11 protein-coding genes are annotated in these 12,384 nt (G+C 70.5%); 4 read left to right on the top strand and 7 right to left on the bottom strand.

The genetic code is table 11. The annotated features are described in order from the left end of the window. The first annotated feature begins 27 nt into the window (after positions 1-27). The 3 genes from ACWD3H_RS32210 to ACWD3H_RS32200 all read left to right on the top strand — a co-directional run bounded on the left by ACWD3H_RS32210 (position 28) and on the right by ACWD3H_RS32200 (position 3,760). Positions 28-1,365: an NAD(P)/FAD-dependent oxidoreductase gene (locus ACWD3H_RS32210; RefSeq protein ID WP_451957666.1), complete on the top strand. Its 1,338-nt coding sequence runs from the start codon at positions 28-30 to the stop codon at positions 1,363-1,365. Positions 1,366-1,442: 77 nt separating this feature from the next. After that, on the top strand, positions 1,443-2,408 hold the full coding sequence (locus tag ACWD3H_RS32205; protein WP_355552769.1) for an LLM class F420-dependent oxidoreductase: 966 nt from the start codon (positions 1,443-1,445) through the stop codon (positions 2,406-2,408). 158 nt (positions 2,409-2,566) lie between these two features. Then, positions 2,567-3,760, top strand: a complete 1,194-nt coding sequence (locus ACWD3H_RS32200) for an NAD(P)/FAD-dependent oxidoreductase (RefSeq protein ID WP_451957665.1) — start codon at positions 2,567-2,569, stop codon at positions 3,758-3,760. 92 nt (positions 3,761-3,852) lie between these two features. Here the strand turns inward: ACWD3H_RS32200 and ACWD3H_RS32195 are convergent, their stop codons facing one another. The 4 genes from ACWD3H_RS32195 to ACWD3H_RS32180 form a co-directional block, all read right to left on the bottom strand. Then, positions 3,853-4,722: an SIS domain-containing protein gene (locus ACWD3H_RS32195; RefSeq protein ID WP_451957664.1), complete on the bottom strand. Its 870-nt coding sequence runs from the start codon at positions 4,720-4,722 to the stop codon at positions 3,853-3,855. Between the two features lie 243 nt (positions 4,723-4,965). After that, entirely contained in the window at positions 4,966-6,666 is a 1,701-nt protein-coding gene (locus ACWD3H_RS32190; protein ID WP_451957663.1) for a CotH kinase family protein, read from the bottom strand. A gap of 6 nt (positions 6,667-6,672) precedes the next feature. After that, a complete protein-coding gene (locus ACWD3H_RS32185; protein WP_451957662.1) occupies positions 6,673-7,350 on the bottom strand; it encodes a DUF4956 domain-containing protein in 678 nt (225 codons plus the stop codon). A gap of 16 nt (positions 7,351-7,366) precedes the next feature. Continuing rightward, positions 7,367-8,239 (bottom strand): VTC domain-containing protein, encoded by an 873-nt coding sequence (locus ACWD3H_RS32180; protein ID WP_451957661.1) that lies wholly within the window; start codon positions 8,237-8,239, stop codon positions 7,367-7,369. 480 nt (positions 8,240-8,719) lie between these two features. On the opposite strand from ACWD3H_RS32180, the gene ACWD3H_RS32175 reads away from it, so the two are divergent. Further along, positions 8,720-10,495, top strand: a complete 1,776-nt coding sequence (locus ACWD3H_RS32175) for a PD-(D/E)XK nuclease family protein (RefSeq protein ID WP_451957660.1) — start codon at positions 8,720-8,722, stop codon at positions 10,493-10,495. Between the two features lie 15 nt (positions 10,496-10,510). On the opposite strand, the gene ACWD3H_RS32170 is transcribed toward ACWD3H_RS32175, so the two are convergent. From ACWD3H_RS32170 to ACWD3H_RS32160, 3 genes are all read right to left on the bottom strand, one after another. Next, positions 10,511-10,672: a hypothetical protein gene (locus ACWD3H_RS32170; RefSeq protein ID WP_451957659.1), complete on the bottom strand. Its 162-nt coding sequence runs from the start codon at positions 10,670-10,672 to the stop codon at positions 10,511-10,513. Positions 10,673-10,886: 214 nt separating this feature from the next. Next, positions 10,887-11,507: a hypothetical protein gene (locus ACWD3H_RS32165; protein WP_451957658.1), complete on the bottom strand. Its 621-nt coding sequence runs from the start codon at positions 11,505-11,507 to the stop codon at positions 10,887-10,889. Positions 11,508-11,744: 237 nt separating this feature from the next. Then, a complete protein-coding gene (locus ACWD3H_RS32160) occupies positions 11,745-12,383 on the bottom strand; it encodes a response regulator transcription factor (RefSeq protein WP_355552824.1) in 639 nt (212 codons plus the stop codon). Position 12,384 lies beyond the last annotated feature (1 nt).

The raw sequence follows: 12,384 nt of genomic DNA, 5'->3' as shown, positions 1-12,384 counted from the left end.
ATACGGAGCGTCGAAAGGAACCACCTCATGACCCAGCGACAGCGAGTCGTCGTGATCGGAGGAGGGTTCGCGGGCTTCACAGCTGCTCGCACCCTTTCCAGGATCGCGAAGGGCGCGATCGAGATCGTCCTGATCAACCCGACCGACTACTTCCTCTACCTGCCGCTGCTGCCCGAGGTCGCGGCGGGGATCCTCGACCCGCGCAAGGTGGCGATCCCGTTGGCGGGAAACCACCCCGGCGTGCGGCATCTGCTCGCCACCGCGAGCACCGTCGACATCGAGGCGCGCCGCCTGAGGTGCACGGACGCCGAGGGCACCCCCCGCGAGCTGAGCTACGACCGCCTGGTGATCGCGGTCGGCAGCGTCAACAAACTGCTTCCCATACCCGGCGTCGCCGAGCACGCCCACGGTTTCCGCAGCATCGCCGAGGCCCTCTACCTGCGCGACCACCTGATCCGCCAGATCGAGCTCGCCGCCATCTCCGACGACCCCGAGGAGCGCAGGGCCCGGTGCACCTTCGTGGTCGTGGGCGCCGGGTACACCGGTACCGAAGTGGCGGCTCAGGGCCAGCTGCTCACCCTCGACACTCGCAGGAGGCTGCCGGAGCTGCGTGACCAGCCGGTGCGCTGGATCCTCGCCGACATCGCCCCGCGCATCCTCCCCGAGCTCGACGAGCGCCTGTCGCGGACCGCGCACCGGACGCTGTCGGAGCGTGGCATGGAGATCCGCACCGGTACGAGTGTGGCCGAGGCGACGGCGGACGGCGTCGAACTCTCCGACGGGGAGTTCGTGGCGACCCGGTCACTGATCTGGTGCGTCGGCGTGCGCCCCGACCCGATGGTGGAGTCGCTGGGGCTGCCGACCGAGAAGGGGCGGCTGCTCGTCGACGAATACCTGCGGGTGCCGGGACACCCGGAGATCTACGCCTGCGGCGACGCGGCCGCGGTGCCGGACCTCACCCGCCCCGGCGAGTACACCGCGATGACCGCCCAGCACGCCGGCCGCCAGGGCAGACGTGCCGCCCACAACATCGCCGCCTCGTACGGTCGCGGACGGCTCCGGCCGTACCGGCACAACGACCTGGGGTTCGTCGTCGACCTGGGCGGGGCCGCCGCCGCCGCGAACCCGCTGGGCGTGCCGCTGTCGGGCATGGTCGCCAAGGCGGTAACCCGGGGTTACCACCTGCTGGCCGTCCCGCACGGCCGGGCGCGCATCGCCGGGAGCTGGCTGCTGGACCTCGTGCTGCCTCGCCAGACCGTCCAGCTGGGCATGGTCAGCGGCGCGGAGGTCCCGCTCGCCTCCACCGCCCCCGAGCACCCACACGGCGTGAGCGCCCCGGAGCCCGAGCCGGTGAAGCAGTCCTGAGCGGGGGAAGCGTAAAGGACGGCGAGATCTTCGACCCTGCCGGCGACGCCTCACCGGAGCGGGGTAAGGGGCCGGGTATGGCAGAAATCGGTTACACGATGATGTGCGAGCAGACGCCCGCCAGGCAGCTGGTCGAGGACGTCGTCACGGCCGAGCGGGTCGGCTTCGACTACGCGGTCATCTCCGACCACTACTTCCCGTGGCTGGAGGAGATGGGGCACTCCCCGTACGCCTGGTCGGTGCTCGGCGCGGCCGCGCAGGCCACCGCGCGGCTGCCCCTGATGACGTACGTGACCTGCCCGATCATGCGCTACCACCCGGCGGTGGTGGCGCAGAAGGCGGCGACCATGGGGGTGCTGAGCGAGGGCCGCTTCACGCTGGGGCTGGGCGCGGGGGAGAACCTCAACGAGCACGTCATCGGGGAGGGCTGGCCGTCGGCCGACACCCGGCACCTGATGTTCAGGGAGGCCATACAGATCATCAGGGAGCTGTTCGAGGGCGAGTACGTCAACTACCGTGGCGAGTTCTTCGACGTCGACTCGGCCAAGCTGTTCGACCTGCCCGAGCAGCCCGTCCCGCTGGCGATCGCCGCCTCCGGCGGCCGTTCGGGGAACATCGCCGCCGAGCACGGGGACGCGCTGGTCGCGATCGACCCCGACGCGGACCTGGTGCGCGGGTTCGCCGACGCGGGCGGCGCGGGCAAGCCCGTCTACGGCCAGCTTGCGATCTGCTACGACCCCGACGTGGCGACCGCCATGGAGCGGGCGCACCGGCTGTGGCGCTGGTCCGTGGCCGGCTGGAAGGTCATGGCCGAGCTCCCCGGGCCCGTCAACTTCGCCGCCGGCGCCCAGACCGTGCGGCCGGAGGACATCGCGGCGAGGGTGCCGTGCGGTCCCGACGTGGACGCCGTGGTGGAGGCGGTGCGCGCCTACACCGACGCCGGTTTCACGCACGTCGCCCTGGTCCAGATCGGCCACGAGCAGCAGGGCATGTTCTTCGACTGGTCCGAGAAGGAACTGCTTCCCGCCCTGAACCGCCTCTAGCGGCTCCTGGCCGGATGATTCCCGGCAGGAGCGGGCGGGGTGGTCCGGGGACCACCCCGGATCTCCGGCACACCCGGCGGCGAGACCGGCGGCGAGACCGACGACGGTGTCCATGCGAACCCGATCCGAGTCTGCGAGCCCTCTGGTCAGAGGGAGTGATGGCCAGGCGGTTCCGCAGGGGCGTACAGGGAAGGTTCACCCAGATGAACGACGTGTGGGATCTGGCGGTCGTCGGCGGTGGGCCCGCGGGGGCGGTGGCCGCGCTGCGCGCGAGGCAGCTCCGGCCTGACGCGCGGGTGCTCCTGCTCGATCGGGCCGACTTCCCCCGCGACAAGGCCTGTGGTGACGGCATCGCCGCCCACTGCCGTGACGAGCTCGCCCTGCTGGGCATCCCCGACCTCATCGCCGACTACCGGCCGACGCAGCGCCTGGCGGTGGTCTCCCCCGGCGGCGCGCGCGTCTCGGCCACCTCCGCCCGGCCCAACCACGTCGTTCCCCGCAGGGTCTTCGACGCCCGCCTCGTCGACGCCGCCCGTGCCCGCGGTGTCGAGGTCCGCCGCCACCACGTCCGCTCGCTCGCCGTCCTCGACGGCCACATCGTCCTCGACGGCACCGTCACCGCCCGCGCCGCCGTCGCCGCCGACGGGGCCAACTCGACGATGCGGCGCCTCATCGGCGTCTCCCCCGCTCCCGACAGGCACACCGCGATCGCCGTACGCGGCTACGCCGACGTGCCCGCCGACGACGACGTGCAGTCCATCTTCATGCAGCAGGACGGGTGGCCCGCGTACGCGTGGTCGTTCCCCATCGGCGACGGCACCGCCAACGTCGGCTTCGGGATGCTCCTGCCCAGGCTGCGCGCCACCGGCCGGCCGGGCCGCGAGGTGCTGCACGGCCGGCTCGCCGAACTGCTGCCCCACCTGAGCGCCCACGACCTGCGCGCCCACCACCTGCCCCTGTCCCCGGGGCGGCCGAGGCCGGGCTCGGGGCGGGTGTTGCTCGCCGGTGACGCCGCCGGTCTCATCAACCCGCTCACCGGCGAGGGCATCTACTACGCCCTGGTCTCCGGCCGCCTCGCCGGCGAGGCGGCCGTGCGGGCCGCCGCCGACCCGCTGCCCGCCTACCGGCGCGAGCTGAGGAAGGCACTCGGGCGGCACCTGCGCACCACGGACGTGCTCGCCCTCGCCGCCCAGTCGCCCGGCTTCATCGACGCGGCGATCGACACGGCCGCCCGCCGCAAGGAGGTGTTCGACCTGCTGGTCGACGTGGGTCTCGGCGCGGGCACCGTACCGCTCCCGCTGGCGCTGGCCGTGGTTCGCCGCTGGATCGCGAACGGCGTCCGACGGCGCTGAACACCGCACGCGCATGCTCCCCAGGTGGCGGCCGCTTCCCCAGACCACGTGAGAACCAACGACGCCGATCCGCGCGTCGTGGTCCTCATCGGTTACGTGAGAATCACCGAACGGCTCAGGTTGCGTGGACTGTCCGGGGCGAGACCGCGCGATCGGGACAACTCGACCGCCAGGCGCTGGGCCCGGACGAGGTCGGCCAGCGGGTCGAGTTCCGCAGCCGTGGTCAGGGCCCCGGTGCGGGTCAACTCCTCACGCAGTTCCTTCGGACCGCCGAAGAACCACACCAGGCTGTTCTCGTCGGCGATGCTGATCGGCCCGTGCCGGTACTCCATCGCGGGGTACGCCTCCGACCAGGCCAGGGCCGACTCCCTCAGCTTCAGTGCCGCCTCCTGGGCCAGGCCGTTGGTCCACCCGCTGCCGAGGAAGGTGAACTGCCGCCGCGAGAGCGCCCCCTCGGGGAGCGGCGCGGCGAGCGCGGCCTCGGCCTGCGCGGCCAGGTCGGCGGGAGCCTCCCCGAGGTGCGCGCGGAGCAGGGCGAGCCCGCTGGTGGCGAACCTGGTCTGCACCACGGAGCGCTCGTCGGCGAACTCCAGCGCGATCACCGTCTTCGCCAGGCCGGACACCGGGGTCGCGGGGTCGGCGGTGACGGCGACCGTCGGGATGTCCCCGGCCGCGCCGAGGGCGTGCAGCACCTCCGTGGTGGTCCCGGACCTGGTGATCGCCACCAGCCGGTCGTAGCGGCGCGCGGGCAGCTCGGAGGCGGCGAACGCGTCGGTCTCCCCCTGCCCCGACCGCTCGCGCAGGACCGCGTAGGCCTGTGCCATGTAGAGCGAGGTGCCGCAGCCGATCACGGCGACCCGCTCGCCCGCCTCCGGCAGGCCCGCCGGGCCCGCCGCGCCGAGCTCCAGCGCCCGCCGCCAGCACTCGGGCTGGCTGGCGATCTCCCGCAGGACGTGCTCCATGCGCGCCTCCCCATCGATGCTTGTTCATCTTCGCGACATGCCGTACACGAACGGGCCCGGCGTACGCGGGCACGTCACGCCGGTGACCGTCGGAGGCGTCGCCGTGCCCGTGTCGCACCGGCCAACCGGAACACCTTCACCGACCACTGTGGATCATCGCATGCCGGTGAGGCCCCGGGGAAAGGGAGTGCGCGGAGGAACGGCGGGAGACCGGGACACGGGATCCCGCCGTTCCTCGCAGGATCATCCGCCGGCGATCACCTTGTCCGAGCCCAGCGCCTCGGCGCGGGTCTTGAGGGTCGTACGGAGCGACGTGGCGTCGGCCTCGACCTTGGCGGTGTCGGCGCCCTCGTTCAGCCGGTAGGACTTCACGATGTCGTCGAGCAGCGTGGCGGCGGCCCCGCCTCCCAGGAGCTTCTGGTACAGGTTCCGGTACTGCTCCTCGTAGACCTTCTTGAAGGCGGGCGTCTTCAGGAACCTGTCCTTCAGCGCGTGGCCCATCCGCGGCCCGCCCATCGGGTTGTTCTGACGGGCGCCGCCCTCCTGACCGGCACCGTCCTGACCGGCACCGTCCTGCGGCCGCCCGCTCCGCGTCGGCTGAACCTGTGGCTGCCCGTTCCCGGCCGGCTGGGACCGCGAGCCCTGTGCCGGCTGAGCCTGGGAACCCGCCCCCCGCGTCGGGCCGCCCCCGCCGAACCCCATGCCGATCGCGTCGTTCGGCCCCGCCGTGGCGTTGCCGTTGAAGGCGAAGTTGAGGTCCCAGGTGATGACGGTGAACTTCTTGCCGTCCAGGTCGTACCACAGGTAGTAGTTACGCCCGGGACCGCTCATGTCATCGAAGTTGACCATCAGGTTCTGCAGGACGAGATAGCGGGCGAAGGACTCCACGTCCACCCGGTCGGCCAGCCCGGCGGCGAACTCCTCGTCGGAGGCTTGCTCCACCCACTTGACCAGGTCGATGACCGGTTGCAGGTCCTTACCTCCCACCTTGTTGACCTGTTTGAAGTCGGTGCCGTAGGCGGTCTGGTCCTCCCCCTTGTAGCTGAAGCCACTTGAGGCGAGCGACTTGTACAGCACGCCGTCGCCGAGCCTCTCCGCGTATCCCTCGTCGAGATACTCCACCAGCAGACGCGGAGACGAGGAACGGCCGTTGACCGTGAACGAGCTGTAGGCGTACCGCTGGGTCGGCTCGCCGGCCGCGCCGACCAGCGAGATCGCCAGTGCCTCGTTCAGCAGGGTCGAGGACTGCCCGGTCGCGGGACGCACGGCCAGCTGCGAGTGCCCCTGGTAGCGGCGCCCCTCCACGAACTCGTCAAAGCTGATCAGCCAGGGCAGGTTCTCGGGTTCCTCCGCCTTGAGCGCGGTCATCGGACCACCCGGACCCCGCCCGGGTCCTGCCCCGCCACCACCCGCACCGCCGTCCGGCGGCTGAAATCCCTCCGGCGGCTGGAAACCCTCGGGAGGCTGGAAGCCCTCCGGCGGCTGGAAGTTCCCCGGGCGCCCGCCGCCGGGGGCGCCGCCCCGCCCCCCGGTGCGGGACTTGCCGTTCCAGGTGAGCCCCATCAGCGTGGAGTTGCCCTTCAGCCGGATGCCCACGCTCGGCAGGGTGGTCCCGTCGATGACCAGGTCGGCCTCTACGTACTTCTTCTCCCCCTCCTTGAAATACTCCTCCAGCATGTCCCGATAGGCCCCGTCCTTGAACGTGATCTGGACGCTGTGCGAGATCGCGGTGTCGAAGACGTCCTGGGTGCCCGCGATGTCCTGGGTGACCGTCCGCGCCGCGCTGACCTGCCCGGTGGTCACGTAGGGCCGGATCGTCCCGGTGCCGAAGCCCGCACCCACCACCAGCAGGAACACGGCGAAGAGGGCGACCACCCTCCAGTGGTGCCGGAGCCTGACCGGAATCCGGTGCCGCAGCCGCGGCCGGTTCTTGGGAATGGTCACGGCGGCCTACAGGTCGGTCTGGTCGTACCCGGTCAGAACCGTGACCGGCTGGCCGCTGTTGCGCTCCCGCAGGGCCGAGATCAGGTTCGCGGGCTCGCCGCCCTTCTTGATCTTGACCGTGTACATCAGCTCGGTCAGCGCGCCACCGCGGATCGACTCCATGCTCACCAGTTCGAACTCGTCGGTGTGCCGGATCAGCACGTCCTGGATCGTGTGGGTGTAATCCTCGTCCGAGGGCACCTGGACCTTGACCACCTGGCGCTGGACGTTCAGCTGGAACCAGTTGAAACGACTCATGATCATGATGACCAGCGAGATCGCCACGGCGGCGACGGCGGCCAGAACGTAGAAGCGGGTGCCCACGGCCATGCCGACGGCCATCACCAGGAAGATGAAGCCGACATCCCGGGTCTCCTTGATCGCGTTGCGGAACCGGACCACGGAGAGCGCGCCGACCAGTGCGAATGCGCGCGCGATGTTGGAACCGACGACCAGCATGATCAGCGAGATGATCATGCCGAGGATGACCAGCGTCTGGACGTAGGACTGACTGTAGGAGACGTTGCGGTGCGTCGCCCGGTACACCCAGCCGATCATCACGCTGAGCACGAACGACAGCGACATCGCGATGGCGATGTCCATCACGCTGAAGGTGCCGGACAGGTCCTGAAAATCAAAGTTCATGGGGGTTACGCCTCCATCAGGCGGAGTGGGGGTCATGGTCAGGGACGTGGAAGATCGACCGAGGGGTCCGGCCGAAGGCCTCCACGCTCTGGCAGTACTTGGAGACCCGCACCACCTGCAGGTTCCGTTTGGCGGTCAGATCGGTGAGCCAGTAGGGAACCCGCTCGTTCGCCTTGACCTCGATGATCGATTTGGTGGGCGGGACGATGAACCGGTTCTGGGCGTCGGCACCGATGTGGAAATCCCGGTCACGGCCCCGTACGCGCTGGTCGAAGGTGACCCGGAGGCCGACATCGGCGTCCCGGCCCACATAGGCGTGCCGCTGGTAGCCGGTCATCGCGGTGGCCCGCAGATCGAGCCGGCAGACCAGGTCCAGAACCTCCTCGACGAAGGGCCGCTCCGCCTCGGTGTGCTCGACCGGCTCACGCCCGTCGCACAACCGCAGCGCGTCGGCGTACGGCAGGCAGACCCGGCGCTTCTGGGTGACGCGGTTGACCCGCTGCTTGATCTCGACGAACACCGGGGTGTCCGCGGTGACCTTGAAACGGTCGCCGTAGTGCCTGATCCGCAACTTGCGCCGGAACTTCAGGCCCTCGATCTTCTCCCAGTAGAAGCGGAGCCCGCGGGTGTCGTAGTAGACACTCCAGATGCCGTACCCCTCGTCCCCGCTGTGAGCGTCCCGGTCGAGTCGCCGCTCCATCTCGCCCCGGAGCTCGTCCACCAGAGCGGTGTCGACCAGATACTTGATCTCGTACCGGTTGAACGCGTGCAGCCTGCTCGGCGCACGCAGCGCGCGCCCGGCATCGGACACCCGCCCCTCCCCGCCGCCGTCCCCGGGATCTGCGGGGCTGTCTGCGATCGCGGACGACCTGCGGAGTCTGCGCAGCATGTTGCTCCATTCGAGAGAGCGTCGGCGGACATGTCACGGTGCGAACCCGGGAGCGACGTGTCCGAGCCCCCGGCACGGAACGCCCCGGACGCGCACGTCCCGTGAGCGGCGGTCCGCATGGCGAGGCCGCCCGGCCGGAACGCCCGGGACGGCGGCTCACGGACGTCAGGCCCGTCACCGACGACCAGCGCCTTCACCGCGGCCGAACCGTTCATGACGTCGTTCTACGTGCCCTCGATGAGAGTCGTCTGAGAAGCGGGTCAACTTCCGTTCATTCAGCGGACGAACGGTAGTAACCCACCGTTAAGCACGGACCGCGAACAGGACCGGGCCTCTCCCCTGACGGATACCCGATTGTCGCGTTTCATCGGAAAATTTCCGCCCATCACCCCAAAAAATTGTGACTCTAATTCACAATATGTTTCACTGTGTTACAGCGCAGAAGCACCTCTCTACTTCCCCCATACCGAGGAGAGTGCGTTGAGTCAGCCCCCCAGCACCGAGTTCACCGGAAATCCCGATGTCGTCAGGCTGTCGGCGAGCCTGCTCGACCGCCGGGACGGCGACTGCGGAGACTTCGCGGCGGTCAAGGCTCGCCCGAAGCTGTGGCCGCGGGTCTCCGAGAGGCGTAGGTACGCGCCCTGGGAGACCTTTCCGCTCGGCCTGGTGATGGACGTGCTCAACGCTGTCGAGTTCGAGGCCGCCCCGATCGACGAGGCTCTGCTGAGGACCCTCGGAAACGCCCGCGACACCGTGCATCCGGGGGTCGCCAACTGGATCGAGCACGCCTGCCACACCTACCTGGAGGTCTCCGAGAGCCTGGCCGCCACACTCGCCTCCGAGGGGGTGGAGCTCCGGCCCGAGCACCGGCCGCGGATCGTCCAGGGCGGCCGGTCCCCCGCGGAGATGCGATCCCTCACCGTGTGGGGCCGGTGGTACGGCGCACCGGACGGTACGACGGTGGAGTTCCGGCGGATGCGCCTGCGCCGCCCCCTGGGCGGCACGGATATTCCGTCCACCCAGGCGATGGCGTACGTGGCGGCGGCCGGCAAGCAGGTGACGGACCCGTCGGAGCTGCATCGCGCCATCCCCGTCCCGGTACGGCCCGTTCCCGTCCCCCGGCGAGTGCGGGTGGTCGAGGTCGGGTTGACCACCGGCACGGACCGGGTCCTTGTCGACACGACGGATCTGGAGGAGATCCGCGGCGCCTACACCTCGAACGTCAGACCCGCGACGGCCCGGCTGCTGGCCGGTGGCGGCCGGACCCCGGGGCGAGACTGCGCCGAGTGCAAGGTACGGGCCTCCTGCGGGGACCTCGCGCACGCGCCAGGCCTGCTCGGCCTCGACGACCGGGGCACGCACCGGCGGACATGGTCGATCACGACATCCCGGTACTACCAGGTCTGCCCGGCACAGGCTCACCTGCGAGAGCTCCGGCTGCCCGGCGAGTGGGAGACGAGCCCGGCGGCCGAGCGCGGCCAGCACGTGCACGCGTGGCTTGAGGCCGCACACGGCCGGGGAAGGGCCTGCGTTCCCGCGGACCTGCCGGAGGTGGACGCCGATGACTGCGGCCTCGCCGACGAGTTGATGGAGCGCCAGGAGTACCACCGGGCCCGGCCGTACCTGCTCCGGCATCTGGCGGTATGCCCGCTGCGCGGCCCGGACGAGGTCACCGAGGTCACCGAGGTCAGACCCGAGCCGAAGATCGCCGCGTACGACGCGCGGGCCGATGTGATGGTACTCGCCCACCCGGATCTCCTCCGCCGGGTGGGCGGACGCCTCGTCTACCGCGAGCAGAAGACGTCGGCCGTACCGCGCGGCATCACCGCGGGAAACGCGCTGGAGATGGTCCCCCAGCTCGCCCTGGCGGTCCGCCTGATCGCCGCCGGCGTCTTCGGGGACACCGACGGGCTGGTCGAGTTGGAGCAGCTCACCCCGGACTCCGCCGAGGTGCTCACCTTCGACGTGACCGACCCGGCGACCGTCTCGACCGCCCAGGCGGTCGTCCTTGACCGGGTCCGGACCTGGCACCGCGATGTCGCCTTCCGTGCCGCCCCGGGAGCCTGGTGCCGGTTCTGCCCGGTTTCCCGCTGGTGCCCGAGTGCCTCCGACACCCCCGCACACGTCACGGACGAGCTCGCCTTCGACCCCCGCACCGGGGAGATCCTGGCAAGGCCCGGCCGGTTGGACAGTCGCGTCGAGGCGATCGCGGCCACCCTCGTCGATCCCGAACCCGACGACGAACCTCCGTTCTGAGCGGTCGACTCGAGGTCACTCCGCCGCGGGGTCGTGGCGGCGGAGGATCACGACCGTGAGTACGGCGGGGCCGCCGGTGAACGCCTCCCGGACCGGGGCCGGCAGGGAGGAGAGGTTCCGGGCGGCGGCCATTCCGGCAGTGACGTCCTCTCGGCCTGTTTCGGGCTGCTTGGTCATGTCAGGCTCCATCCGCCGTCTCCGGCCGCCCTGCACGGCTCACTGTCTGTCGACGACGTACGGGCCCCGCCGAAATCGACGGCGTCCCGGAAAAGATTTCGACGCGGGCGAGGTTCCGTCCACGGTGGCCGCGCCCAGGGATGTGGTGGCCCGCGAACTCACCGTGACGCCATCGCTGTTGAGCTCCTCCTCAACGACGATCCCTTGGGCGTCCTTACCGTGAGACGGGACGAACGGCGAGGCGGACACCCAGGTGGGCATGCATGCCGAGCAGCCACGCCGCGCTGACGTACACCGAGACGGTCGAGCCGCCGAAGATCTGGGCCACCATGGTCACCGGGAACCACATGCCCGCCAGCAGCGGCAGCCACCGCAGCGCTCCCTGGTAGCGGCCCTTGACCGCGAGGACAATGCCCAGGACCAGCATGCCGAGCTGACTGAGCGGCCAGCAGGCGTCCAGGATCATCAGCGGCAGCGGGAAATCGTCGTGGGTGGCGTAGCCGAAGGACAGCGCGTTGAGCAGGAACGCGCCGGGGAGCAGCACGAGCAGGCCGGCCGGGACGATCCGGGCCCACCCGTCGCCGGCGCCGCGGGTGGCCAGCACCGTCCAGACGAAGGCGAACAGGCCCACGACGAACAGCATCCCGGTGATGGTGTCGAGGGTCTGGATGCCTTCCTCGATCTTGTCCCCCACGATGACGGTGCCGACCGCCCAGGAGGCGGCCCCGGCGGCCAGCAGCAGTCCGGCGATCCGGATCCATGCCGGGTCCGCGGTACGTTGGATCGCGACGGGCTCGTTGGGATTGACATTGCTGGGCACGATGCGGCTGGACATTGGTGTTCCTCCGTTGCTTGTCGGTGGCAACACGATCCCGGCCGTGCGTCCCGGGCGCCCAGGGAGCGCGGCCATGCGCGCGGTCCCGAGTTGGCCCGGCGTGACCTGGGCCAGGCGTCCCGGGGCGGCGGGGACATCGCTCCCAGGCACGCGGGACGGGCTGCGTGGAGCCGGCGTCGACCAACCCTCACTCACCCTTGCGAGGGCGCCGCCCGAACGAGGCCGAGAGCACGCCGGTCACCGGCCAAGGCCGGCCTCGCGGGCCTGGATGATGGCCTGGGCGCGGTCGGCGACCTGGAGCTTGGCGAAAACACTGGACACGTTGTTACGCACCGTCTTGGGCGCCAGCGACAGCCGCTCGGCGATCATCCGGTTGGACAGGCCGGCCGCGATCAGGTCGAGTATCTCCCGTTCCCGAACGGTGAGCTGGGGGAACGGCCCCTCTCGGACCGGACGGGCCACAGCCAGCCGGGCGAAGTAGCGCGTCACCCGTCCCGCGAGTGCCGGTCCGAAGATCACCTCCCCGCCGGCCACCGCCATGATGGCGCGCAGGATCTCCGTCTGCTCAGCCCCCTTGAGCAGGTAGCCGCGAGCGCCGGCGAGCATGGCGGCGAAGACGCTCTCGTCGTCCTCGTGCATCGTGAGCACCAGCACGTGCGTGTCCGGGCAGGTGGCGACGATCCGCTCGGTGGCCTGCACACCGTCCATCCTGGGCATCCTCAGGTCCATCACCACGACCTGAGGGCGCAGCCGGACGGCCTCGGCGACGGCCTCCTCCCCGTCCGCGGCGATCCCCACCACCTCGGCCTGGTCAGTCGAGGCGAGCATCATGCGCAGACCGTCCCGGTACACGGGATGATCGTCGGCGATCAGCACC

This window comes from Streptosporangium sp. NPDC002607 (genome assembly GCF_053592655.1).
Note: the sequence above shows the minus strand (reverse complement) of the source record. Positions and strands in the feature narration are given on the sequence as shown.